Genomic DNA, 24,292 nt, shown 5'->3' on the forward strand with positions numbered 1-24,292 from the left:
TCAGTCGGTCCGGTCCCGCTGTGCGTAGTCCTGGCGCAGTTGCCGCCAGCGGTTGAGGGTCCAGCGGGACCAGTCGGCGGGGTGGCCCGCCAGGGCCTGCAGCAGGTACTCGAAGTGGTGGTGCCAGCCTGCGAGGCAGTCGAGGCGGTCGTCGGTGGTGCCGGTGCGCTCGTTGGTGAAGTGCAGCAGGGTGCCGCCGACGCTGGCGGGGGCGTGTTCGAGGTCGAAGCGGATGCGGCCGTGGACGGCGACGGTGTACTCGACGCACCGCGGCGGGTCCCAGACGGTGACGTGGCCGGGGGCGACCGTGGCCGTGCCCTCCGTGTCGGTGTTGAGCCAGCGCAGCGTGATGGCGCCGCCTTCGCGCTGCTCGAAGGGTTCGGCGGCGGCGAGCCAGGCGGGCAGGCCCTCGGGGGTGGCGATGGCCTGCCAGACCTGGTCCAGGGGGTACGGGAGCGACAGTTCGTACCGCAGGGTGTGGCTGTCGCCCTCCGTCTCGGACGTGCCGTACGGGGAGGGGATCTCCATGGTCCAGACCTACCATGCAGGTCTGGGTCGCGCCCTTCGGAGCCCCTCAGACTCCGGCGTAGGAGTGCTTGCCGCCGAGGAAGATGTTCACCCCGTAGTAGTTGAACAGGTAGCAGGCGAAGGCCAGCAGGGCGAGGTAGGCGGCCTTGCGGCCCTTCCAGCCGGCGGTGGCCCGGGCGTGCAGGTAGCAGGCGTAGGCGACCCAGGTGATGAAGGCCCAGACCTCCTTGGGGTCCCAGCCCCAGTAGCGGCCCCAGGCGGCCTCGGCCCAGATCGCGCCCGCGATGATCGTGAACGTCCACAGCGGGAAGACCGTGGCGTTGATGCGGTAGGCGAACTTGTCGAGCGTCGCGGCCGAGGGCAGGCGGGACATGATGTTGCCCCAGGCGCCGCCGGCCTCGCGGCCCTCGGCGAGCTTGGCCTCGTAGCTGTCGCGGAAGAGGTAGAAGAGCGTCGAGACCGAGGCGACCCACATCGCGGCACCGCAGAAGATCGCACAGGAGACGTGGATCCACAGCCAGTACGAGTGCAGGGCGGGCACGAGCTGGTCGCTGTCGGTGTAGAGCACGGAGACGGCGAGGCCGAGATCGAGCAGGATCGAGGTGACCAGCGGCAGGCCGAGCCAGCGGACGTTCTTCTTCATGAGGAGCATCACGAGGTAGACCGCGACGGCGACCGAGCCGAAGGTGGTCGAGAACTCGTACATGTTGCCCCAGGGGGCACGCTGCACGGACAGGGCGCGGGTGAGCACGCCGCCCGCGTGGAAGAGCCAGGCGAGGACGGTGAGCGAGACGGCGATGCGGCCGTAGAGGTCGCCCTTCTCGCTGGTGCCGGCGGCGCCGGGGCCGTCGGGGACGTCCCGGCTGCCGGGGGCGGAGCGGGTGACGACCTTGGGGCGCTCCAGGACGGCGGTGCCGCCGCCCTGTTCGGCGCTGCGCGTGGTGACGGCGACCGTGGTGGTCTGCCGCGCCTCGGCGGTGAGGGCGGCTGCCGTGCGGCCGACGGCGCTGCGGCTGCCGAAGACCCACTCGGTGATGTGCGCGAGGAAGGCCAGGGTGTAGACGGCCATGGCCGAATAGATCAGATAGTTGCTGATGTGGGCCAGGTTCTCGTTGGCCGCGGCGGCGAGGATCACGCGCGCGCTCCTTCGGACGGTTCGGCGGGGTCTGCGGAGTCTGTTGCGCCGGCCGCGGGCGGGGCGTCGGGCTGCAGGGCGGCGGCGATGTCCCCGAGCTCCTCGGGGAGCTTGGCGGACTCGCTGCGGCCGAGGCCGGCGAGTTCCACGACCGTGCGGCCGTCGTCGCCGGGCAGGGCCCGGACCCAGACGCGGCGGCGCTGGATGAACAGCGAGCCGGCCAGGCCGACGACCGCGGCGACGGCGCCGGCGAGGGCCCACTCGTCGCCGGGCTTCTGGGAGACCTGGAAGGTGGCCCACTGCTTGATGCCGTCGAAGTGCAGGGTGCCGGCGCCGTCGGGCAGCGTCATGGTGTCGCCGACCGTGAGCAGCTTGGCGAAGGGCGAGCCGTCCTTCTCCGTGTACTGCTTCATCTTCGACACGTCGAGCTGGTAGACGCTCTGCGGGACGCCGGAGTCGATGCCGAGGCTGCCCTTGTAGGCGGTGAGCACCAGGCCCGGGTTGTCCAGGGCGGGGAACTGGGACAGCATCGTGCCGGTCTTCAGGTCCATGGTGGGGACGAAGTTGCCCTTGAAGCCGACCTGGACCTTGTTGCCGTCCTTATCCTTCATGTCGGGGACCTTGGCGACGGTGGTCTCGGTGACGTTGCTGTCGAGGGGCAGCGCGGGCATGGCGCCCTTGAAGGCGATGTTGCCCTGGCCGTCGCGGAAGGTGACCATCGGCGCGTAGCCGTGGCCGATCAGGTAGACCTTGGAGCCGGCGGTCTCGAGCGGGTCGTTGACCTTGATGGTGGCCTTGCGGGTGCTGCCGTCGGAGCCGTCCGAGTACGTGATGTGGGCGGCGTAGTCGCGCGGGGTGCCCTTCTGCGGGCCGGTGCGCTCGTAGCTTCCGGAGAAGCTGTCGAGGGTGAAGCTGAAGGGGTCGAGGTCGTCGGCGCGGAAGAGCGAGCCGGACTTGAAGTCGTCGTACTGGGTGAGGGTGTTGGCGAAGCCGTCGCCCTCGACGACGAGCTTGCCGCCCTCGGACTTCCACAGCTGTCCGGTGGCGAAGGCGAGCAGCAGGACGATGAGCGAGATGTGGAAGAGGAGGTTGCCGGCCTCGCGCAGGTAGCCCTTCTCGGAGGCGACCGCCGTCCCGGAGCGTTCGACGCGGAAGCGGCGGCGGCGCAGCACCTTCTCGGCCGCGGCCAGCACCTGCTCGGGTGCGGCGTCGGTGTGCCAGGTGGCGTGCGCGGGCATGCGGGTGAGCAGGCGGGGGGCGGCCGGGGGGCGGCCGCGGAGCTGGCCGACGAACTGCCAGGTGCGCGGGACGATGCAGCCGATGAGCGAGATGAACAGCAGGATGTAGATCGCGGAGAACCACACCGAGCTGTAGACGTGGAAGAGCTGGAGCTTCTCGTAGACCGGCGTCAGCGTCTTGTGGCTGTCCTTCCACGCCTGGGCCTTGACCTCGTCGACGCTGCTCTGCGGGACGAGGGAGCCGGGGATGGTGGCGAGGGAGAGCAGGAAGAGCAGGATCAGGGCGACCCGCATGGAGGTGAGCTGCCGCCAGAACCAGCGCGCCCAGCCGAGGCCCTCGCGGGCGGTCCAGGCCAGGGCGCCGAGCGCGCCGGGTTTGCGGACGCCGCCGAAGGAGCCGGGCACGGCGGTGCCGGTGCCTCCGGCGGCGTCGGCGGTGTCCTCGGCCGGAGCCGTGGACAGGGCGGCGCGTGCGGCGGTCTCGTCCGCCTCGGTGCCGGCGGAGTCCGCGGCGGGGCTCTCGGTGCCCGTGGCATCCATGGTGCTGTCGCTCCTGGCCATTGTCAGATTCCCGGGGTGAAGTTCGCGGTCCACGTCTGCAGCTCCTGGACCATGCTGTCCCACACCCCTGTCACGAGGAGCACGCCGACGGCGACGAGCATCCCGCCGCCCAGCCGCATGACCCAGGCGTAGTGCCGTTTGACCCAGCCGAAGGTGCCGAGTGCGCGGCGGAAGGCCACGGCGGCGAGCACGAAGGGCACGCCGAGTCCGGCGCAGTACGCGACGGTGAGCAGGGCCCCCCGTCCGGCGCTGGCCTGGTTCTGGGAGAGGGAGAGCACGGCGGCGAGCGTCGGGCCGATGCACGGTGTCCAGCCGACGCCGAAGAGCACGCCCAGCAGGGGTGCGCCGGCGAGGCCCATCGTGGGCTTGGTATGGAAGCGGAACTCGCGCTGTCCGAAGCGGTTGAGGACGCCCATGAAGGCGAGGCCCAGCACGATGGTCAGTGCGCCGAGCACCTTGCTGATCGTGCCCTTGTACTCCTGCAGCGTCTGCCCGAAGTAGCCGAAGGCGGCGCCGGAGGAGACGAAGACGGCCGTGAAGCCGAGGACGAAGAGCGAGGCCCCGGCGACCATCCGGCCGCGCCGGGCCTCGGCGAGGTCGGTGCCGCTGACGCCGGTGACGTAGGAGAGGTAGCCCGGTACGAGCGGCAGCACGCACGGGGAGAAGAAGGAGATGAGGCCGCCGAGCACCGCGACCGGCAGGGCCAGCAGCAGGGCGCCGGACAGGACGGTGTGGTTGTACCCGTCGGAGGCGGCAAGGGTGATCGCAGAGGCCACGGGGGTCACGGCGTCACTTCTCCGCGATCAGCGGGTCGAGGGTCTCGCGCAGCTCGTCCTCGCCGAGGGCCTTGAGCGCGCGGGCGGCGATCTTCCCGTCGCGGTCGATGAAGATCGTGGAGGGGATGGCCTGCGGGTTGAGGCTGCCCTTGGGGAAGCGCAGCAGCAGCTTGCCGGAGGAGTCGTGCAGGCTCGGGTACGGGACCTGGAACTCCTTCTCGAAGGCGATCGCGTTGGCGGGGTCGGGGTCGCGGGTGTCGAGCCCGACGAACTGCACGCCCTTGTCCTTGTAGTCGTTCGCGACCTTCACGAGGTTCTTGGCCTCGGCCCGGCAGGGCGCGCACCACGAGCCCCAGACGTTGAGGACGACGATCTTGCCCTTGAACTCCGGGTCCTTGGCGACGTCGAGGTCCTTGCCGTCGAGGGTCTTGCCGGACAGGTCCGGGGCGTCCTGCCTGCCGTCCTTGTCCTTGGCCAGTTCCACGCCGCCCGAGCCCTGCACGAACTGCGTCTGTCCGCCGCTCTTGGGGCCGCCCGACCCGCAGGCGGTGAGCACGAGGGCGGCGAGGGCGGAGCCGGCGGCCAGCAGGGTGGTACGACGGCGGGAAGGGTGGCGTCGAAGGGCGCGGCAGGCACTCATGTGAAAAGTTTCGCATGGGCGATTCGAGGATCTTCCGCGCCCCCCTCACCCGCTCTTCAGCGGCCTGCGGCACTCCACTTCTCGCCGACCTCCAGTGTGCGCAGGTGCTTCATGACCTTCGGGTCCTGGACGTCGAGCCAGTCGACGAACTGCCGGAAGGAGACGAGCCGCACGTCCTTGTGCCGTTCGTCGGCGATGTGTTTGAGCGCCTCTTCCACGGCGTCCATGTAGATGCCGCCGTTCCAGTCCTCGAAGTGGTTGCCGATGAAATACGGCGCGCGATTCGTTTCGTACGCCCGCTCGAAACCGGAGATGAAGGAATCGGTGGCCTGCTGCCGCCAGTGCGGATAGTGGTCGGTGCGGCCGTGCAGGGCGTTCTTCGACTGGTTGGCGAGGATGTTGTAGTCCATGGAAAGCACTTCGAAGGAGTGACCCGGGAAGGGGATCTGCTGCAGTGGCAGGTCCCAGATGCCGTGTCGTTTCCTCGGCCAGATCTGTTCGCCGCCAGGGTTGCTCGCGTCGTAGCGCCAGCCGAGCTTTTTGGCGACCGGCAGCAGGCTCTCCTGATTGAGCAGGCAGGGGGTGCGGCCGCCGACGAGTTCCTCGCGGTAGTCGAAGGGCAGCGGTTCGACGTCGGTGAATCCGGTGTGGGTACGCCATTCGGTGACGAAGGAGACCGCCTGTTCGATCTCCCATTCCCAGTCCTCGGGTTCCCAGTGGGCGACCGAGCCGTGGCCGGAGCAGAAGTGGCCGTTGAAGTGGGTGCCGATCTCGTGGCCCTCCAGCCAGGCCGCACGGATGTTGCGCAGGGTCTCCTTGACGTGCTCGTCGGAGAGATAGCCGATGTCGGAGGCGCCGCGCGGATTGTTCGGCGGGCGATAGGCGCGCCGCCTGTCCTCGGGCAGGCAGTAGATCCCGGAGAGGAAGAAGGTCATCCGGGCGCCGTGATTCCGGGCGAGTTCCCGGAAGCGCGGGAAGAGGCCGTTGCCCACTTCTCCGGCGCCGTCCCAGGAGAAGACGACGAACTGCGGCGGTTTCTCGCCCGGCTCCAGCTGTCCGGGCGGCGGCGGCTGATTGGGCTGTTCGGCGACGACGGCCGCGGAGCCGTCGCCGATCCGCCGGGGCTTCGCGCGTGTGCTCGGTTTCGCGGCGGGGCCGTCGGACATGCCCGCCGCACATCCGGCGACCACCGGTGCCGCGGCCGCGACCGCTCCCCATCCGAGGAGATCCCGCCGGCTGATCCCGCCCATGTCGCTCTCCCTCATTGCTCCCTGTGTCGCCCATACAAGACGACTTCGGGTGAGAGGGCGCGTCGGAATACGGCAAACGCCGGACAGTCTGCTATTGCAGCCCGTCCGGCGTCTGCCGGGAAAAGGTGAGAACGGCTCAGGCGCCGAAGGCCTTGGCCCCGCCCTTCACCGGCTTGGCGCCGGCCAGGAGATGAGCGGGCACCAGATCGCGGGCCGGCTCGCTGTAGCCCACCGAAACGATCTTGTCGCCGCGGTAGGTGAAGGTCGTCAGGCTCGCCAGGGTGCACTGCCGCTTGCGCGGGTCGTGCCACAGCCGCCGCTTCTCCACGAAGCTGCGCACGATCCAGATCGGCAGCTGGTGGCTCACGCACACCGCCTCGTGGCCGCGGGCCGCGTCGCGAGCCCGGTCCAGCGCGGCCATCATCCGCACCACCTGCTCGACGTACGGCTCGCCCCAGGACGGCCGGAACGGGTTCGTCAGGTGCCGCCAGTTGGCGGGCTTGCGCAGCGCGCCGTCGCCCACGCCGAAGGTCTTGCCCTCGAAGACGTTCGCCGCCTCGATCAGCCGCTCGTCCGTGGCCAGGCCGAGGCCGTGCGCCTTGGCGATCGGCGTGGCCGTCTCCTGGGCGCGCTCCAGCGGGGAGGCCACCACGTGCGTGACGTCCCGGTCGGCCAGGTGCTCCGCGACCCGGTCGGCCATCTGCCGGCCCAGCTCGGACAGGTGATAGCCGGCCCGGCGCCCGTAGAGCACGCCCTCGGGGTTGTGGACCTCGCCGTGCCGCATCAGGTGCACGACGGTGATGTCGTCGTTGCTCACTTCGCCTCCTCCGTCGCCTCGGCCGCGGCCCGGGCGGCGACCGGCAGCGCCGCCGCGATCCGCTCGACCGCCGCACCGTCGTGCGCCGTCGAGACGAACCAGGACTCGAAGGCCGACGGCGGCAGGTATACGCCGTTCGCCAGCATCGCGTGGAAGAAGGCGGTGAAGCGGAAGGACTCCTGCTCCCGGGCCCCTGCGTAGTTCGTCACCTCGGCCTCGGTGAAGAAGACCGAGAACATGTTCCCCGCGGTCTGCAGCCGGTGCGCCACGCCCGCCTTGGTGAGTGCCTCGGTGACCAGGCCGCTGATCTCCGCCGAGACCGCGTCGACCTTCTCGTACGCGGCGTCGTCCAGCAGCCGCAGCTGCGCCAGGCCCGCGGCCGTGGCGACCGGGTTCCCGGAGAGCGTGCCCGCCTGGTAGACCGGGCCCGCCGGTGCCAGATGGGCCATGACGTCCGCGCGGCCGCCGAAGGCCGCCGCCGGGAAGCCGCCGCCCATGACCTTGCCGAAGGTCATCAGGTCCGGTGCGACCCCGTCGATCCCGTACCAGCCCGCCTTCGAGACGCGGAAGCCGGTCATCACCTCGTCGGAGATGAACAGCGCGCCGTTCTCCGCGCAGGCCGCCTTCAGGCCCGCGTTGAAGCCGGGCAGCGGCGGGACCACGCCCATGTTGCCCGGCGACGCCTCGGTGATCACGCAGGCGATCTCGCCCGGGTGCGCACGGAAGGCCGCGCGCACCGCATCCAGGTCGTTGTAGGGGAGCACGATGGTGTCCCCGGCCTGGGCGCCGGTGACGCCCGGCGTGTCGGGCAGCGCGAAGGTGGCCAGGCCGGAGCCGGCCGCGGCCAGCAGGGCGTCCACGTGGCCGTGGTAGCAGCCGGCGAACTTGATCACCTTGGCGCGGCCGGTGAAGCCGCGCGCCAGCCGGATCGCCGACATGGTCGCCTCGGTGCCGGAGGACACCAGGCGCACCTGCTCGACGGGCGCGATCCGGGCGGTGATCTCCTCTGCCAGCGCCACCTCGCCCTCGCCGGGCGTGCCGAAGGAGGTGCCGCGGGAGACGGCCTGCTGCACGGCCGAGAGCACCTCGGGGTGGGAATGGCCGAGAATCATCGGTCCCCACGAGCACACGAGGTCCACATATTCCCGGCCGTCCGCGTCGGTCAGGTACGGGCCGCTGCCGGACACCATGAACCGGGGCGTACCGCCCACGGCGCGGAACGCGCGCACGGGAGAGTTCACGCCACCGGGCGTGACGGCCGCCGCGCGGTCGAAGAGCGTCTGCGAGACTGGGGCTTGGTATGGGTGCGGGTAGCTCACACCAGCCATGGTCTCAGAGCGGCACGAGGGCTTGCGTCCGGGCGTTTCGCACGTCGTTCACGGGGGAGGTCTCTGAGACGATGATCGGGTTGCGCGGCGGGGGCTGTGCTGGCTGAAACAGCGGTCGGGTGGAGATATGCATCGCGGTGGCGGACTGGGCGAGGGCACCGATGACCTGGGGCCCGAGCGCGCCGAGCAGACCCGCAGGGGGCGGCACCGGCGTGCCGGCGATCACGAGGAGCGGGGCCCGGAGCGCACCCCCGGGGGCACGGCAGGCACGGAGAGCACGGAAAGCAGGAGTGGCCGGGTGGGGGTGACCTACAAGTACTTCGGGGCCCCCAACGGTGCGACAGCTGCCCGCGTCCCCATCTCCATGCGTCCCGAGGAACTCGGCGGTGACGAGCTGGGCATGGGCGGCATGTTCACCAGGATCAAGCCGGAGACGGTGGCCGCCATGGTCCTCACCGGCATCGAGGGCATACCCCTGCACAAGGTTCCCCCGCTCGAACTGGTCGTCCTCCACCCCGACTACGCGGTGGTCAAGCTCCCCATGACCGTCGTCGACCCGCTGCGCGGCATCGGCGAGGAGGCGGTCGGCGCCGCCGCCTTCATCTGGTCCACCGTCCCCGACCGGGGCGGTCCGCGTGACGCCTTCACCGTCTACAAGCTGCTGCACGAGTGGCAGGACTTCTCGCACCGGCTGCACGAGGCGGGGCATCAGCCGTACTGTCTTGTCTGGCCGTAGTCGTTCGTCCGCGGGTCGGCTGTGGCTGGTCGCGCCCACGCGGCGGAGCCGCATCATTCGGCAGAGCCCGGCGCCCCTGACGGGGCGCGCTGCTGGTTAGCCTGGCGGGCATGCTCGCCCTCCGTTCCATCGCCCTCTTCGTCCTCGCCGCCCTCCTGGAGATCGGCGGTGCGTGGCTCGTCTGGCAAGGGGCGCGCGAGCACCGCGGATGGGCGTGGATCGGGGCCGGGATCGTCGCCCTCGGCGCGTACGGATTCGTCGCCACCCTCCAGCCCGACGCCCACTTCGGGCGGATCCTCGCCGCGTACGGCGGCGTGTTCGTCGCCGGTTCGCTGGCCTGGGGCATGGTCGCCGACGGATACCGGCCCGACCGCTACGACGTGATCGGCGCCCTGGTCTGCCTGGCGGGCGTCGCCGTGATCATGTACGCGCCGAGGGGACGCTGACGGCTTATCCTGCGAGCGATCACGCGCGTATGCGTCCCGCCGTCCCCAGGAGGCCCGTTGTGAGCACCCGTACCGCCGTCATCACCGGCGCCAGCAGCGGCATCGGCGCCGCCACCGCGCGGCAGCTGGCCGCCGCCGGATACCGGGTCGTCCTCACGGCGCGCCGCGAGGACCGGATCCGGGCCCTGGCGGAGGAACTGCCGGACGCGGTGGCGCAGGTGCTGGACGTGACCGACCGGGCCGCGGTCGACGCCTTCGCGGCCTCCCTGGACCGGGTCGACGTGCTGGTCAACAACGCGGGCGGGGCGCTCGGCGCGGACCGCGTGGCCGACGCCGACCCGGCCGACTGGCGCACGATGTACGAGACCAACGTGCTCGGCGTGCTGAACATGACGCAGGCGCTGCTGCCCGCGCTGCGGAAGAGCGGCGACGGGACCGTGCTCGTCGTCTCCTCGACGGCGGGGCTCGCCACCTACGAGGGCGGGGGCGGGTACGTCGCCGCGAAGCACGGGGCCCATGTGATCGCCGAGACGCTGCGGCTGGAGCTGTGCGGGGAGCCGGTGCGGGTCGTCGAGATCGCGCCCGGGATGGTGAGGACCGGCGAGTTCGCCCTGACCCGCTACCGCGGGGACGAGGAGAAGGCGGCCGCGGTCTACGCGGGGGTCGCCGAACCGTTGACGGCCGAGGACGTTGCGGAGACGATCACTTGGGCGATCACCCGCCCGTCCCACGTGAACATCGACCTGCTCGTCGTCCGCCCCCGTGCCCAGGCGTCGAACTCCAAGGTGCACCGCGAGGGCTGACGCACGACCGAGGAGCTGTCCTGCCATGCGTGTCATCGACTTCGACCACCTCGTCCTCAACGTCTCGGACGCCGAGCGGTCCCTGGCCTTCTACTGCGGCCCGCTCGGGCTGGAGCCGGTGCGGGTGGAGGAGTGGCGCGCGGGGCAGGTGCCGTTCCCGTCGGTGCGGGTGTCTCCGACGGTGATCATCGATCTGGTGGAGGGGCCGCGCGGGGAGTCCAACGTGGACCATCTGTGCCTGGTCGTCGAGCCGCTGGACTGACAGGCGGTGATCGATGCGGGGACGTTCGACGTCGTCCGGGGGCCCAGCAACAACTTCGGTGCGCGGGGCCGGGCGGAGTCGCTCTATGTCCGGGACCCGGACGGCAACACGGTGGAGCTTCGCTGGTATCCGCAGGACCGCCGGGGCTAGGGGCGCTCAGTCCTTGTCCTTGTCCAAGGACCGCAGGAAATCCGGGTTGTCGTCCGGTGCCACCCACTGCCGCCGCTCCGCGGCCCGCGCCGGTGCGCGGCGCGGGCGGCCCGCGGCCAGCCAGGCCACCGGGCCCACCAGGACCTCGCCGAAGAGCAGGATCACGAACACCCAGGCGATCTTCGGCAGGCCCCGCACCTCGTTCTCCGGGGTGTTCAGGCAGTCTATGAAGGCGTAGATCCACAGTGCCAGGATCAGCAGGAACGGCAGATACCTGAGCATGGCGGCGGCCCCCGGAGTGCGGTGCTGCGGGGCCGCGCGGCGGCCCCAGTGACGGGTCCAGGGTAGTGCGTGCTCGATACTGGAACGCATGGCTTACGACGATCTGCGCTCGTTCCTCAGGGCGCTGGAGCGCGACGGTGACCTCAAGCGCATCAAGGCCGAAGTCGATCCGTACCTGGAAGTCGGGGAGATCGTCGACAGGGTGAACAAGGCCGGCGGGCCCGCCCTGCTCTTCGAGAACGTCAAGGGCTCGGCCATGCCGCTCGCGATGAACGTCTTCGGTACCGACCGGCGGCTGCTCAAGGCGCTCGGCCTCGCGTCCTACGACGAGATCTCCGAGAAGATCGGCGGTCTGCTCAAGCCCGAGCTGCCGCACGGCTTCACCGGTGTCCGCGAGGCATTCGGCAAGCTCGGTGCGATGGCGCACGTCCCGCCGCGGAAGGTGAAGGAGGCGCCCGTCCAGGAGGTCGTCCTCACCGGCGACGACGTCGACCTCGACCGGCTGCCCGCGCTGTTCACCTGGCCCGAGGACGGCGGCTCCTTCTTCAACCTCGGCCTCACGCACACCAAGGACCCCGAGTCGGGCGTCCGCAACCTGGGTCTGTACCGCCTGCAGCGGCACGACAAGCGCACCATCGGGATGCACTGGCAGATCCACAAGGACAGCCGCAACCACTACCAGGTGGCGGCCCGGCGCGGAGAGCGGCTGCCGGTCGCCATCGCCTTCGGCTGCCCGCCCGCGGTGACGTACGCGTCCACCGCGCCGCTGCCCGGCGACATCGACGAGTACCTGTTCGCCGGGTTCATCCAGGGCAAGCGGATCGAGATGGTCGACTGCAAGACCGTTCCGCTGCAGGTCCCGGCCAACGCCGAGGTCGTCCTGGAGGGCTGGCTGGAGCCCGGGAAGATGCTGCCCGAGGGCCCGTTCGGCGACCACACCGGCTTCTACACGCCGCAGGAGGACTTCCCCGCGCTGACCATCGACTGCGTGACGATGCGGAAGCGTCCGCTGCTGCAGTCGATCGTGGTCGGCCGGCCGCCGACGGAGGACGGCCCGCTGGGGCGGGCCACCGAGCGGTTCTTCCTGCCGCTGCTGAAGGTCATCGTGCCGGACATCGTGGACTACCACCTGCCGGAGTCGGGCGGCTTCCACAACTGCGCGATCGTCTCGATCGACAAGAAGTACCCCAAGCACGCGCAGAAGGTGATGCACGCCGTCTGGGGTGCGCACATGATGTCGCTGACCAAGCTGATCATCGTGGTCGACGCCGACTGCGACGTCCACGACCTGCACGAGGTGTCCTGGCGGGCGCTGGGCAACACCGACTACGCGCGTGACCTCACCGTCGTCGAGGGCCCGGTCGACCACCTCGACCACGCCTCGTACCAGCAGTTCTGGGGCGGCAAGGCGGGCATCGACGCGACCGCGAAGTGGCCCGAGGAGGGCTACACGCGGGACGGCGGCTGGCCGGAGATGGTGCAGTCGGACCCTGATGTCGCCGTTCGGGTGACCAAGCGCTGGAAGGAGTACGGCTTGTGAGCCGCGAGTCCACAATGGTGGCCGGCAGTGCGAAGACGGAGTTTCTCCGCCTTCGCGGAGGTGAACCGGAGTGCGGGCTGTGACCGCCCCCGCTGCCGCAGTGCCCCGGCCGGGGCGTACCAAGGCCTTTCTCAGGCTCGTGATGATCGAGCACTCGGTCTTCGCGCTGCCCTTCGCGTACATCGCCGCGCTGACGGCGATGTTCCAGAAGAGCGGCACGGTCGACTGGTGGAAGCTCTTCCTCGTCACCGTCGCGATGGTCGGCCTGCGCACCTTCGCCATGGCGTGCAACCGCATCATCGACCGCGAGATCGACGCCCGTAACCCGCGCACCGCGAACCGCGAGCTGGTCACCGGTGCGGTGTCGGTGCGGTCGGCGTGGACGGGTGCGCTGGTCGCCGTGGTGTTCTTCATCGGCGCGGCCGGACTGCTGAACCCGCTGTGCCTGGCGCTGGCGCCGATCGCCGTGATCCCGATGGTGGTCTATCCGTACGGCAAGCGGTTCACCGACTTCCCGCACGCCATCCTCGGTCTCGCGCAGGCGATGGGCCCGGTCGGCGCCTGGCTGGCGGTGACGGGGTCGTGGTCCTGGGAGGCGATGATCCTCGGGCTCGCGGTGGGTGTCTGGATCGGCGGCTTCGACCTGATCTTCGCGTGCCAGGACGTGGCCGCGGACCGCGCGCACGGGGTGAAGTCCACCCCGGCCCGCTTCGGCATCCCGGCCGCGCTGCACGGTGCACGGGTCTGCCACGTCCTCACCACGGCGCTGCTGATCTGGTACGGCGTGGCCATCCATGCGGGCATCCTCTGGTGGACCGGCCTGGTGGTGGTCGCGGCGGCGTTCGGCTACGAGCACACGATCGTGCGGCCGCACGACCTGTCGCGGCTGAACAGGGCGTTCTTCACGGTGAACGGCTTCGTCGGGATCAGCCTGTTCTGCTTCGCCCTGCTGGACCTGGTCGCCCGCGGCCTGGGCTGGTAGCCGGTCCGGACCTGCACCGGCCGTGGCCCCGCGGCCGGACGGTTAGGCTCGTCGCGTGGAGCCGTACGAACACACAACGCAACGTCAGGAACGCCGGCCCTGGGTGGTCGGCGTGTCCGGCGCGTCCGGCACGCCGTACGCGGCGGCCGTGCTGCGCGGGCTGCTGGAGGCCGGGGAGGCCGTGGACCTGGTGGTCAGCCGGGCCTCGCGGCTGACGTTGCTGGACGAGACCGGGATCGGGTTCCGGGATGCCCACTGGCAGGACGATCTGCGCGAGTGGCTCGCGCGGGGGGCCGACGGCAAGCCGTGCGGCTTCGACGCCGACCTGTCGGACGTGCGCCACTGGGCGGCCGGTGATCTGGCCGCCGGGCCGTCGTCGGGCTCGTACCCGGTGAAGGGGATGCTGATCGTCCCGGCGAGCACGGCCTGTGTGGCCGGAGTGGCGCTGGGACTGTCGAAGGATCTGCTGCAGCGCACCGCGAGCGTGACTCTGAAGGAGCGTCGGCCGTTGATCGTCGCGGTGCGGGAGACGCCGCTGAGCGGTCAGACGCTCAAGCAGCTGGTGGCCCTGGACGAGGCGGGCGCTGTGGTGCTGCCCGCCTCTCCGGCGTTCTATGCGGGGGCGACGCACATCCAGGATCTGGTGGATTTCGTCGCCGGGCGGGTGCTGGACGCGGCAGGGGTGCCGCACCGGCTGTACCGCAGGTGGAAGGGAGAGCTCGGTGGCTCACGAACCCTCGGGGAGGGTTAGCCCTTCCTGGCGCGCAGGGGGCGGAACCTCGACCCGGTGCGGCGCTCGGTCGTTGCGGGCTTGTGGGCACGCGAGCGGTTGGCCAGGTCCTGCAGCTCGCGCATACGGGCGTAGGCCATCTCGATCGAGTACACGGGAACTTCACTCCTGAAGGATCGACGCTGATTCTCTGAGCTGATGAAAGATTTACAGGGTCTTAAGCCCTGTACGCCTTAGATTCTACACGCAAGACGGCAAGTTCGCTGATTATTGAAAGGTGCCAGGCTATGGACGCGGTGGACAGGCAGCTCATCCAGGCCCTGCGGGAGAACGGCCGGGCCTCGTACGCGGAGCTGGGCCGGCTGGTCGGTCTCTCCGGGCCGAGCGTCACGGACCGGATCAACCGCCTGGAGGCGGCGGGCGTCATCACGGGCTACCGCGCGACCGTCAACGCAGCGCAGCTCGGTCTCGGGGTCACGGCCCTCATCGGCATCCAGCTCTCGGACGCCGCGGACCACGAGGACGTGGCGCGCCGGCTGCGCGACCTGGAGGAGATCGAGGACTGCTGGTTCATCGCGGGCGACGACTCGTACATGCTCAAGGTCCGCGTCGGGGACGTCGACGGCCTGGAGCGCACTATCCGGCGGCTGTCCGGCACCAAGGGCGTCGCCCGTACCCGCACCACCATCGTGCTCTCCACCAAGTGGGAGAACCGGGTGGGCGAGCTGCCCGAAGAGGTCTGAAAACGGGGGAGTAGTCTCGACGGGGTTGCGCATCGGAAGTGACCCGGAAAGACATCGGAGAGGCGGACGCACCGTGGACGTGGGACTCAAGCGCGAGCTGGAGGAGAAGGTCCGTGCGGGGGAGCGGCTGACCCGCGAGGACGGCATCGCCCTCTACGCGTCCGACGACCTGGCCTGGCTGGGCGGTCTCGCCCACGAGGTGCGCACGCGCAAGAACGGTGACGTCGTCCACTTCAACGTCAACCGGCACCTCAACATGACCAACGTGTGCACCGCGTCGTGCGCGTACTGCTCGTTCCAGCGCAAGCCGGGCGAGAAGGACGCGTACACCATGCGCATCGAAGAGGCCGTCCGCCTCGCCAAGGCCATGGAGAACGAGAACCTCACCGAGCTGCACATCGTCAACGGCCTGCACCCGACGCTGCCGTGGCGCTACTACCCCCGCTCGCTGAAGGCGCTCAAGGAGGCCCTGCCGGCGGTCTCCCTGAAGGCCTTCACGGCCACCGAGATCCACCACTTCGAGAAGATCTCCGGGCTGTCCGCCTCCGAGATCCTCGACGAACTGATCGACGCCGGGCTGGAGTCGCTGACCGGCGGCGGCGCCGAGATCTTCGACTGGGAGGTCCGGCAGCACATCGTCGACCACGAGACCCACTGGGAGGACTGGTCGCGCATCCACCGCCTCGCGCACGAGAAGGGTCTGAAGACCCCGAGCACGATGCTCTACGGGCACATCGAGGAGCCCCGCCACCGCGTGGACCACGTGCTGCGGCTGCGTGAACTGCAGGACGAGACCGGCGGGTTCCAGGTCTTCATCCCGCTGCGCTACCAGCACGACTTCGTGGACATGAAGGACGGCAAGATCCGCAACCGGCTCCAGGCCCGGACCACCATGGCCACCGGTGCCGAGGCGCTGAAGACCTTCGCCGTCTCCCGGCTGCTCTTCGACAACGTGCCGCACGTCAAGGTCTTCTGGGTCATGCACGGCGTGCAGACCGCCCAGCTCGCGCTGCAGCACGGCGCGGACGACATGGACGGCTCGGTCGTCGAGTACAAGATCACGCACGACGCGGACAACTACGGCACGCCCAACAAGCTGACCCGGGACGACCTGCTGGACCTGATCCGCGACGCCGGCTTCCGCCCCGTCGAGCGCAACACGCGCTACGAGATCATCCGCGAGTACCCCGGTCCGGACGCGGAGCGCCGCGAGTCGCCGCAGCCGATGCGGGTCTGAGACGGCTTGTGTTTGACTGGAACAGACCGTTCCGCGTCAGTCCCCCGAGCCCCAGAAGAAGGTCCTGTCCGTGAGCAGCAACAAGTTCGCATCGCTCCGCTACACCGCGCTGCGCGTGGCCCTGCTCGTCGCCTGCTTCGGGGCCGTGTGGGTGCTCTGCTACCTCCATGTCATCCCGCTGGGCGTGGGCGGTTCGAACGTGTTCTGGATGGTGCTCGTCGCGCTCGTGATCTCCGCACCGCTGAGCTTCGTGCTGCTGCGCAAGCAGCGGGACGCGATGTCGGTGCAGATCAGTGAGCGGGTGGACCGCGCCAAGGCCCGCCTGGAGGCCAACGCGGGCCAGGAGGACGGGGTGTAAGCCTCGTCACACGCATTGCCTGCGCATGCCGCGCACGGAGTTCTCAACTCCGTGCGCGGCATGCGGCGTTTCGGGGGCTTTCCGGGGCTTCTGCGCCTCCCGGTCCCAAAGTAATTCTTTGGGGCGCTCAAAGTCCGGGTGTTAACGTGTTCGACATGAAGACAGCAGCAGCGCACCGCATCCCCACGGGCCTCCGGCTCGTGGCGCGCCTGCACGTCGATCTCTGCCGCTGTTTCTCCGCGGCCTGTTGCAGCCGCTGACGTCGCTCTTCCCCTGACTTCCCGTCTGCACCCGGAGTTCTCCGTTGTCCTCGACGCCCTCGTCCGCCCTGCGCGGCCGCATACCCAAGGTCCCGTTCTGGGCCCAGATCCTGCTCGCCCTCGTGCTGGGCGCCCTGCTCGGCTGGGTCGCCAAGAGCGGTGACGTCCACTGGCTCCAGGTGACCCTCGACAAGATCGGCAGCCTCTTCGTCCAGCTGCTGATGGTCGTGGTCGCCCCGCTGGTCTTCTTCGCCATCCTGGTGTCGATCACCAATCTGCGGAACGTCGCCAACGCCGCCCGGCTGGCGACCCGCACCCTGATGTGGTTCATGATCACGTCGCTGATCGCGGTCAGCATCGGCCTGGCGATCGGCCTGCTCACCCACCCCGGCTCCGGCACCGGCCTGACCGCCGCCGACGGCGCCGCGCCCAAGAAGCACGGCTCCTGGCTGGACTTCATCACCGGCATCGTCCCGACCGACGTCATCACGCCGTTCACCCAGCTGAACGTGCTGCAGATCGTCTTCATGGCCGCCGTCGCCGGCGTCGCCGTCCTGCAGATCGGCGAGAAGGCGCAGCCGCTGCTCACCTTCTCCGAGTCCGTGCTGGAGCTGCTGCAGAAGGTCCTGTGGTGGGTCATCCGGCTCGCCCCGCTGGGCAGCCTGGGCCTCGTCGGCCGGGCCGTCTACAAGTACGGCTGGGACCTGATCGGCAAGTACGCGACGTTCACCGCCGACATCTACGTCGGCTGCGCCATCGTCCTCTTCGGCGTCTACCCGCTGCTGCTCGCCACCGTCGCCAAGGTCAACCCGCTGCAGTTCTTCAAGGGTGCCTGGCCGGCCATCCAGCTCGCCTTCGTCTCCCGCTCCTCCGTGGGCACGATGCCGCTGACGCAGAAGGTGACGGAGCGCCTCGGGGTGCCGAAGGAGTACACCTCCTTCGCGGTGCCGTTCGGCGCGACGACCAAGATGGACGGCTGCGCCTCCATCTACCCGGCCATCGCCGCGATCTTCGTGGCGCAGGTCTTCGGTGTCCCGCTGCAGCTGCGCGACTACCTGCTGATCGCCTTCGTCTCGGTCATCGGCTCGGCCGCCACGGCCGGTCTGACCGGTGCCACGGTGATGCTGACGCTGACTTTGTCGACGCTGGGCCTGCCGATGGCGGGCGTGGGCCTGCTGCTGGCGATAGACCCGATCGTGGACATGATGCGCACGGCCACCAACGTGGCGGGCCAGTCGGTGATCCCGATCATCGTCGCCGCGCGGGAGAACATCCTCGACCGCCGCGCGTTCGAGACGGCCGACGGCGCCAACCTGGAGGCGGAGCCCGTCCCGGTCGCCGCGTAGCCGTTCCGCTACGGCTTGATCTCCACCCTTGACGTCCCTCCGCTCCGTGACATTACCTGTCGGTAATGTAGCGGGGGCGGAGGGACGTTTTGTCGTGACTACTGCACAGAAGGCCCGGCCTGTGACCACGGGCAAGGCCAAGCGCATGCCCCGGGCCGTTCGTGAGCGCCAGATGCTCGACGCCGCCGTGGAGGTCTTCGCCCGGCGCGGCTACAGCGCGGCCTCGATGGACGAGATCGCCGAACTGGCCGGAGCCTCCAAGCCGCTGGTGTACCTCTACCTGAACTCCAAGGAGGAGCTGTACGGCGCCTGCATCCGGCGCGAGTCGCGGGCGCTGCTGGACGCGGTGCAGTCCGCCGCGGACCCCGAGGACTCCGCCGACCGGCGGCTGTGGTGCGGGCTGCGGGCCTTCTTCGCGCACACCGCCGCGTACCCCTCGGCCTGGGCGATGCTCAGCTGCCCGGCGCGCATCCACGGCGAGCCGTTCGCCCGCACCCTGGCCGAACTGCGCCAGGAGATCGTCGACTTCGTGACGCAGCTGATCGCGGCCGCGGGCCTGGACCCGGAGCGGGCCGGCGCGCCCCTGGACGCCCAGGAGGTCTCCGGCCTCGCGCACGCCCTCGTCGGCGCCGCCGAGTCGCTGGCCGGCTGGGCCAACACCCGTGCGGACGCCGCCCCTCCGGCGAAGGAGACGGCGGCGACGCTGATGAACGTGGCGTGGGCGGGGCTGGAGAACCTGCTGAACGGGCGGCGCTGGGCGCCCGTTCGCCCGTGATCCTCCCGGGTCCGCTCAGCGCTCCGTGCCGGGGCGGCGGCGGGCCAGCAGGACGCCGGTGCCGCCCAGGACGCCGGCCGCGGCGAGGGCACCGCCGATGAGGGCCGGGTCGGTGTCCGCCGTCCCCTGACCGGGCGCCTCGCCCGCGGCCACGCCGCCCTTGGGGAGCTTCTTGGCGTCCGGGGCGGGGGTGTTCTTCTTCTCCTTCGCCGGATCCTTCGCCTGGTCCTTCGACTGCTCCTTCGAACCGCCCGTCGTGGACTGGGTGATCTTGCCGGTCTTCTGGTCCAGCGTCACCTTCAGGCCACCGTCCAGGGTGAGAGAGGGGGACTTGGCGGTGAGGGTGCCGAAGACGAATCCGTCCGGGCCCGTGACGACGGCCTTGTACGAGCCGTCCGCGAGCTTGGTGATCACGGCGTACTTGCCGTCCTTGAGCTGGACGGTGCGGGAGGAGGACGTGCCCTCGTCCTTCTTCTTGTCGTCCTTCTTGTCGTCGCCCTGGGTCTTGGCGGTGACGTTCTGGCCGTCGAAGTGGACGTAGATGCCGTCGGTGTAGCTCTGGCCCTTCTCCAGGGCCGCGAAGACCTTGCCGCTGCCTGTCTGCTTCAGGTACGCCTTGCCGTCCTTGATCTCGGCCTCCATGCCGCCGCCGATGTCGACCGTGTGCGATTTCGAGGATGCGGACGCGGGGGCGGAGCTGCCCGGGGCCGAGTCGCCGTCGGCGGCGAACGCGGCGGTGGGGACCGCGACGGCGCCGGTGAGGACGGTCGCGGCGATGGCGGTGCGGAGGGCGGTGCGCCGGGTGGTGTTCATGGGGCTCTGCATCTCCTTACGGAGTGGGGGTTCGATGCGAGCCACGCTATTTCGGGCGCAATGCCGCATGGATCGGCAAAAAGGGCAGGTGTGTGCTGGCCGTAAGGACTAGAGGCGGGGTGGAGGAGGTGGGCCTTCAGGCGTACATTCACCGGGAAATTACCGCCGAGTAAGGCAAGTTGTGGGTTTCTCGGAACAGGAGCCGCACGTGTCCGTACCGCACAGCGTCACCGCCCCCTCCCTCGTCCCGCCGCGGACGACGGCCGTCGACGGCACCGTCCGCGAGGCGCACGTCCCCTCCCTCGTCCCGCCCGTCCGGCAGGGCTCGCTCGGCGACCTGCCCTTCCTCAACGCCGCCGCCGCGCCGCTGGACGTCGTCCTCGGCCGCAAGCAGGACGACGGCACCTGGCGCGACGTGACCGCCGCCGCCTTCGCCGCCGAGGTCGCCGGCGTGGCCAAGGGCCTGATCGCCCGGGGGCTGCAGCCCGGCGACCGGCTCGCGATCATGGCCCGTACCCGGTACGAGTGGACCCTGCTGGACTGCGCCGGCTGGGCCGCGGGCCTGGTCACCGTCCCCGTCTACCCGACCTCCTCCGCCCTGCAGGTGCGCTGGATCCTCCAGGACTCGGGCGCGGCCGCCGTGGCCGTCGAGGGCGCGGAGCAGGCCGCGCTCGTCGAGGGCGAGCGCGCGCAACTGTCCCGGCTCGCCCATGTGTGGCGGTTCGACGACGGGTGCATCCCGCAACTCATGGACGCCGGACGCCCGTTACCGGACTCCGCCGTCACCGAACGGCGCGCCGCGCGGCGCCCCGAGGACGTCGCCACCCTCATCTACACCTCCGGCACCACCGGGCGCCCCAAGGGCTGCGTCCTCACCCACGCCAATTTCTTCGCCGAGGTCGACAACACGACCGAACTGCTGCACCCGGTCTTCAGGTCCGTGAGCAAGGACCCGGCCGCCACCCTGCTCTTCCTGCCGCTCTCGCACGTCTTCGGCCGGATGGTGGCCGTCGGCTGCCTGCGCGCCCGCGTCCGGCTGGGCCATGCGCCGTCCCTGCGGACCGAGGAACTGCGCGCGGATCTGGAGGGGTTCAGGCCGACGTTCCTGCCCGCCATCCCCTACGTCCTGGAGAAGATCTACAACAGCGGCAGAGCCACCGCCGAACGGCTCGGCCGCGCCGCCGTGTACGACCGCGCGGCCGCCGTGGCGCGGGAGTACGGCGAGGCCGTGGAGGCCGGCCGCCTCGGCACCGGCCCCGGGCCCGGGGTGCGGCTGCGCGCGGAGCGGGCGCTCTACGGGCCCCTGGTCTACCGGAAACTGCGCGCCGCCCTGGGCGGGCGCGTGCGCTACGTCCTGACCGGCGGCTCGCCGCTCGGCCGGCGGCTCGGGGCGTTCTACGCGGGCGCCGGCATGGAGGTCTTCGAGGGCTACGGCCTGACGGAGACCACGGCCGCCGCGACGGTCACCCCGCCGCTGCGGCCCAAACTGGGCACGGTGGGCTGGCCGCTGCCCGGGTGCCGGGTGCGCATCGCCGACGACGGCGAGGTGCTGCTGTCCGGGGGCCTCGTCTTCCCGGGCTACTGGAACGCGGAGCGCAGTGCGGCGGTGCCGCCCGCCGCGGGGGAGTGGTTCGCCACGGGCGACCTGGGGGCGCTCGACGCCGATGGGTACCTGACGATCACGGGCCGGAAGAAGGAGCTGCTCGTCACGAGCGGCGGCAAGAACGTGGCCCCGGCACCCCTGGAGGACCGGCTCCGGGCGCACCCGCTGGTGGGCCAGGCGATCGTCGTCGGCGACGACCGGCCTTACGTCGCCGCGCTGTTGACGCTGGAGGCGGACGGGCTGGCGCACTGGCAGAAGATGCGGGGGATGGAGGGGGTGCCGGTCGAAGAACTGGTGTCGGACCCCATGCTGCGGTCCGACCTCCAGGAGGCGGTTGACGAGGCCAATCGCCTCGTGTCGAGGGCCGAGTCGATACGGCGGTTCGCCGTGTTGCCGGTGGACTTCACCGAGGAGGCGGGGCACCTGACGCCTTCGCTGAAGCTGCGGCGGGCCGTCATAGTGCGGGACTTTGCCGAGGAGGTCGAGGGGCTTTACGAGCGCTGACATCTGCGGGCCGCCCTTGGTTGCTCGCGCAGTTCCCCGCGCCCCGAAAGGGGCGCGGGGAACTGCGCGACAAGCCCCCACCGGCCTGCAGCCGATCAGCAGTTGCTCCCCGCAGGGGCACCGGCAAAGCGGGCTGCAAGCCAATCGGCCGCCGGCACCGACCCCGCAATGGCGCCCACCACATGCTCGGCAAGCGGCAGCGACGTCCAGCGCACCGTCGCGCCCTCGGCGCACCAGTCGGTGCGCAGCTGCTTCCCCACCCCGTACGGGATCAGTTCGTCGAGCGTCCCGTGGTACAGGTACACCGGACGGTCCGGTGCATGCGTCCCCAGGTTCGACGAGCGCAGCACGCGCTGCCAATCCGGTTCGTACAGCGGGTTCTTGACCGTCACGTCCGATATGCGCTTGAAGAGCCCCGCCGCTGTGTTGATCGCCACGCAGTTGTGCTTCAGGAAGTCCACGTAGTGGCGGCCGCGGTCGTTGAGGTACCGGTCCAGGCGGAGTTCGGGGTAGGCCGCGTTCTGGCCCACGGCGGCCATGAGGATCAGGCCTGCGCCGATGCCGCCGTTGTTGTAGTCCGCGACCTTGAGCAGGTCGGCCGGGACGCCGCCGGTGGCCGTGCCCTTGACGTTCAGTTCGGGTGCGTACGAGTCGTGCAGCTCGGCGGCCCAACTACTGGCCTGGCCGCCCTGCGAGTAGCCCATGATGCCGACGGGCGTGTCCGGCCCGAGCCCGGCCGCGGGCAGCCGCAGCGCCGCGCGGGCCGCGTCCAGGACGGCGTGGCCCTCGGACCGGCCGACCGTGTAGGTGTGGTCGCCGGGGGTGCCCAGGCCCTCGTAGTCGGTGACGGCGACGGCCCAGCCGCGCCAGGTGAGTTGCTGGATCAGGTTGGCCTCGACGGTCGTCCCGTAGGGGAAGCCCGCCGACGGCGCGCAGGAGTCGGCCATGCCGACCGTCCCGACGGCGTACGTGACCAGCGGGCGCGGGCCCGTGCGGCCGTCCTGGGGGACGATCACCGTGCCCGACACGACGTTCGGCGCGCCCTTGGCCGTGGTCGAGCGGTACGTGATGTGCCAGGCCCGGGTGTCGGTCGGCTGGCCGGGCAACGGATGGAAGGAGGTGGGCGCGGAGGTGACGATGTCGCCGGGCGTGCCGTCGGCGCCGGCGGCCGTCGCGGGACGGATCCCGGACAGACCCAGCGAGACGGCCAGCGCGGCGACGGCGGCGACGGTGGTGCGCAAGCGGTGCAGGGGCATGCGGACTCCCAACTGACCGGTGAGGTAGTACGAGTTGGGGTGACCGTAGTGACCGCCGGGCGGAACCGGTGCTGGTCGGAACGCTCAGTTTTGCTGACCGCGGTAGCCCCGGTACGCGCCGGGCGTGGTGCCCGTCCAGCGGCGGAACGCCCGGTGGAAGGCGGTGTCCTCGGAGAACCCGAGCCGCACCGCGAGCTCCGCGATCGGCTCCCGTCCCTCCGCGAGCCCCGCGATGGCCGCCTCGCGGCGCACCTGGTCCACCAGCCGCCGGTACGAGGTGCCCTCCGCCTGCAGCCTGCGCCGCAGCGTCGCCGGGCTCACCGCCAGCCGCTCCGCGATCTGCGCCACCTCCGGCAGCCGGGCCGGCCGTCCCTCGCGCAGCGCCCGCAGGAACGAGTGCCGCACCTGCTCGGCGACGGTCGTGCCGTACTCGCGGCGGCTGAGCAGCTCGGCCGGGGCCCGGCGCAGCAGCTCCGCCACCCCGGCCTCGTCCCGCACCACGGGCGCCGCCAGCCACCGCGCGTCGAACCCCGCCCCCGTGCGCTCCGCCCCGAACCGCACCGGGCAGCCGAACACCGCCCCGTAGTCCGCGGCGCAGAGCGGGGCGGCGTGCGCGAAGGCGGCCCGGTGCAGGGCGATCCGGCGGCCGATCAGCCAGCTCGCCAGCCGGTGCCAGATGATCATCAGGCACTCGGCGAGGAACCGCCCCTCCGCCTGCTCCCGCAGGTCGCTGCGGAGCGTGAACACGGCGTCCCCGCCGTGGCGTTCGAGGGCCAGGTCCGGCCCGCCGGGGAAGAGCCCGTAGAACCGCGCGGCCCGCTCCAGTGCCGCGCCCAGGTCGCGGCAGCCGATGCAGGCGTGGCACATCATGGCGAACGTCCCGGGCCGGCTCGGCGCCGTGCCGAGCCCGAGGAACTCGTCGCCGGTCGCCCGGTGCAGCCCCCGCACCAGCCGGGCGAACTGCTCGGGCGTGACGCGCGCCCGCTCGTCCCCCAGCAGCAGCGGCGCGATCCGCGCCTCCTGCAGCAGGGGCACGGTGTCGATCCCGAGCCGCTGCGCCCCGCCCAGCGCGGCCCGTACGCAGTGCACGGTGACCGTCCGCCCGCTCATGCGGGCACGGTAGCGCCGTTGAGCGTTCGAGTCAGTGGTGCCGACCGTTCCGGTCATCGCGCGGCGGGCGGGCGCTTCCTAGC

General features: G+C 70.7%; 25 protein-coding genes and 1 pseudogene. 13 read left to right on the forward strand and 13 right to left on the reverse strand.

Annotated features, from left to right (window positions below):
* From ACLHRZ_RS22180 to hemL, 8 genes are all read right to left on the reverse strand, one after another.
* On the reverse strand, positions 1-528 hold the full coding sequence (locus ACLHRZ_RS22180; protein ID WP_490420248.1) for an SRPBCC domain-containing protein: 528 nt from the start codon (positions 526-528) through the stop codon (positions 1-3).
* A gap of 46 nt (positions 529-574) precedes the next feature.
* The gene (ccsB, locus tag ACLHRZ_RS22185; RefSeq protein ID WP_490420249.1) at positions 575-1,663 is read right to left on the reverse strand and encodes a c-type cytochrome biogenesis protein CcsB; all 1,089 of its coding nucleotides are present in this window, start codon (positions 1,661-1,663) and stop codon (positions 575-577) included.
* Positions 1,660-3,441 (reverse strand): cytochrome c biogenesis protein ResB, encoded by a 1,782-nt coding sequence (resB, locus tag ACLHRZ_RS22190; RefSeq protein ID WP_490420250.1) that lies wholly within the window; start codon positions 3,439-3,441, stop codon positions 1,660-1,662. The genes ccsB and resB overlap by 4 nt, the downstream gene beginning before the upstream one ends.
* Before the next feature lie 23 nt (positions 3,442-3,464).
* Positions 3,465-4,238 (reverse strand): cytochrome c biogenesis CcdA family protein, encoded by a 774-nt coding sequence (locus ACLHRZ_RS22195; RefSeq protein WP_490420405.1) that lies wholly within the window; start codon positions 4,236-4,238, stop codon positions 3,465-3,467.
* Positions 4,239-4,251: 13 nt separating this feature from the next.
* Entirely contained in the window at positions 4,252-4,878 is a 627-nt protein-coding gene (locus ACLHRZ_RS22200) for a TlpA family protein disulfide reductase (protein WP_490420251.1), read from the reverse strand.
* Between the two features lie 56 nt (positions 4,879-4,934).
* Positions 4,935-6,128: a polysaccharide deacetylase family protein gene (locus tag ACLHRZ_RS22205; RefSeq protein ID WP_490420252.1), complete on the reverse strand. Its 1,194-nt coding sequence runs from the start codon at positions 6,126-6,128 to the stop codon at positions 4,935-4,937.
* 136 nt (positions 6,129-6,264) lie between these two features.
* On the reverse strand, positions 6,265-6,912 hold the full coding sequence (locus ACLHRZ_RS22210) for a histidine phosphatase family protein (RefSeq protein WP_490420406.1): 648 nt from the start codon (positions 6,910-6,912) through the stop codon (positions 6,265-6,267).
* 29 nt (positions 6,913-6,941) lie between these two features.
* Positions 6,942-8,273 carry a glutamate-1-semialdehyde 2,1-aminomutase gene (hemL, locus tag ACLHRZ_RS22215; RefSeq protein WP_490420253.1) on the reverse strand — a complete coding sequence of 444 codons (1,332 nt, stop codon included), beginning with the start codon at positions 8,271-8,273 and terminating at the stop codon, positions 6,942-6,944.
* A gap of 127 nt (positions 8,274-8,400) precedes the next feature.
* Between hemL and ACLHRZ_RS22220 the strand changes: the two genes are divergently transcribed.
* From ACLHRZ_RS22220 to ACLHRZ_RS22235, 4 genes and pseudogenes are all read left to right on the forward strand, one after another.
* Positions 8,401-9,009, forward strand: a complete 609-nt coding sequence (locus ACLHRZ_RS22220) for a hypothetical protein (protein WP_490420254.1) — start codon at positions 8,401-8,403, stop codon at positions 9,007-9,009.
* A 110-nt stretch (positions 9,010-9,119) separates the two neighbouring features.
* Positions 9,120-9,455: a YnfA family protein gene (locus tag ACLHRZ_RS22225; RefSeq protein ID WP_490420255.1), complete on the forward strand. Its 336-nt coding sequence runs from the start codon at positions 9,120-9,122 to the stop codon at positions 9,453-9,455.
* 59 nt (positions 9,456-9,514) lie between these two features.
* Positions 9,515-10,258 carry an SDR family NAD(P)-dependent oxidoreductase gene (locus tag ACLHRZ_RS22230; protein ID WP_490420256.1) on the forward strand — a complete coding sequence of 248 codons (744 nt, stop codon included), beginning with the start codon at positions 9,515-9,517 and terminating at the stop codon, positions 10,256-10,258.
* Between the two features lie 25 nt (positions 10,259-10,283).
* A pseudogene (locus tag ACLHRZ_RS22235) lies at positions 10,284-10,670 on the forward strand (VOC family protein).
* A 6-nt stretch (positions 10,671-10,676) separates the two neighbouring features.
* Here ACLHRZ_RS22235 and ACLHRZ_RS22240 read toward each other — a convergent pair.
* Positions 10,677-10,952: a PLDc N-terminal domain-containing protein gene (locus tag ACLHRZ_RS22240; RefSeq protein ID WP_490420407.1), complete on the reverse strand. Its 276-nt coding sequence runs from the start codon at positions 10,950-10,952 to the stop codon at positions 10,677-10,679.
* Between the two features lie 88 nt (positions 10,953-11,040).
* Here ACLHRZ_RS22240 and ACLHRZ_RS22245 point away from each other — a divergent pair, with 88 nt between their 5' ends.
* The 3 genes from ACLHRZ_RS22245 (at position 11,041) to ACLHRZ_RS22255 (ending at position 14,225) form a co-directional block, all read left to right on the forward strand.
* Entirely contained in the window at positions 11,041-12,492 is a 1,452-nt protein-coding gene (locus tag ACLHRZ_RS22245; RefSeq protein WP_490420257.1) for a menaquinone biosynthesis decarboxylase, read from the forward strand.
* A 79-nt stretch (positions 12,493-12,571) separates the two neighbouring features.
* Positions 12,572-13,474 (forward strand): menaquinone biosynthesis prenyltransferase MqnP, encoded by a 903-nt coding sequence (gene mqnP, locus ACLHRZ_RS22250; RefSeq protein WP_490420258.1) that lies wholly within the window; start codon positions 12,572-12,574, stop codon positions 13,472-13,474.
* A gap of 55 nt (positions 13,475-13,529) precedes the next feature.
* Positions 13,530-14,225, forward strand: coding sequence for a UbiX family flavin prenyltransferase (locus ACLHRZ_RS22255; RefSeq protein ID WP_490420259.1), 696 nt, complete (start codon positions 13,530-13,532; stop codon positions 14,223-14,225).
* Here ACLHRZ_RS22255 and ACLHRZ_RS22260 read toward each other — a convergent pair.
* On the reverse strand, positions 14,222-14,359 hold the full coding sequence (locus ACLHRZ_RS22260; protein ID WP_490420418.1) for a hypothetical protein: 138 nt from the start codon (positions 14,357-14,359) through the stop codon (positions 14,222-14,224). The genes ACLHRZ_RS22255 and ACLHRZ_RS22260 overlap by 4 nt on opposite strands.
* Before the next feature lie 132 nt (positions 14,360-14,491).
* Here ACLHRZ_RS22260 and ACLHRZ_RS22265 point away from each other — a divergent pair, with 132 nt between their 5' ends.
* From ACLHRZ_RS22265 to ACLHRZ_RS22285, 5 genes are all read left to right on the forward strand, one after another.
* Entirely contained in the window at positions 14,492-14,947 is a 456-nt protein-coding gene (locus ACLHRZ_RS22265) for an Lrp/AsnC family transcriptional regulator (protein WP_490420260.1), read from the forward strand.
* Between the two features lie 73 nt (positions 14,948-15,020).
* Positions 15,021-16,184: an aminofutalosine synthase MqnE gene (gene mqnE / locus ACLHRZ_RS22270; protein WP_490420261.1), complete on the forward strand. Its 1,164-nt coding sequence runs from the start codon at positions 15,021-15,023 to the stop codon at positions 16,182-16,184.
* Between the two features lie 70 nt (positions 16,185-16,254).
* Positions 16,255-16,542: a DUF4229 domain-containing protein gene (locus ACLHRZ_RS22275; RefSeq protein WP_490420262.1), complete on the forward strand. Its 288-nt coding sequence runs from the start codon at positions 16,255-16,257 to the stop codon at positions 16,540-16,542.
* Between the two features lie 304 nt (positions 16,543-16,846).
* Entirely contained in the window at positions 16,847-18,148 is a 1,302-nt protein-coding gene (locus ACLHRZ_RS22280; protein WP_490420263.1) for a dicarboxylate/amino acid:cation symporter, read from the forward strand.
* Positions 18,149-18,293: 145 nt separating this feature from the next.
* Positions 18,294-18,923, forward strand: a complete 630-nt coding sequence (locus ACLHRZ_RS22285) for a TetR/AcrR family transcriptional regulator (protein WP_490420408.1) — start codon at positions 18,294-18,296, stop codon at positions 18,921-18,923.
* A 15-nt stretch (positions 18,924-18,938) separates the two neighbouring features.
* Here ACLHRZ_RS22285 and ACLHRZ_RS22290 read toward each other — a convergent pair whose 3' ends face one another.
* Positions 18,939-19,736, reverse strand: a complete 798-nt coding sequence (locus tag ACLHRZ_RS22290) for a hypothetical protein (protein ID WP_490420264.1) — start codon at positions 19,734-19,736, stop codon at positions 18,939-18,941.
* 208 nt (positions 19,737-19,944) lie between these two features.
* Here ACLHRZ_RS22290 and ACLHRZ_RS22295 point away from each other — a divergent pair, with 208 nt between their 5' ends.
* Entirely contained in the window at positions 19,945-21,843 is a 1,899-nt protein-coding gene (locus ACLHRZ_RS22295; protein ID WP_490420265.1) for an AMP-dependent synthetase/ligase, read from the forward strand.
* Positions 21,844-21,938: 95 nt separating this feature from the next.
* On the opposite strand, the gene ACLHRZ_RS22300 is transcribed toward ACLHRZ_RS22295, so the two are convergent.
* Positions 21,939-23,099 carry a lipase family protein gene (locus ACLHRZ_RS22300; protein WP_490420266.1) on the reverse strand — a complete coding sequence of 387 codons (1,161 nt, stop codon included), beginning with the start codon at positions 23,097-23,099 and terminating at the stop codon, positions 21,939-21,941.
* Between the two features lie 84 nt (positions 23,100-23,183).
* Complete coding sequence (locus tag ACLHRZ_RS22305) at positions 23,184-24,209, reverse strand: AraC family transcriptional regulator (RefSeq protein WP_490420267.1); 1,026 nt, start codon at positions 24,207-24,209, stop codon at positions 23,184-23,186.
* Positions 24,210-24,292 lie beyond the last annotated feature (83 nt).

It is taken from the genome of Streptomyces sp. AM25, assembly GCF_058146165.1.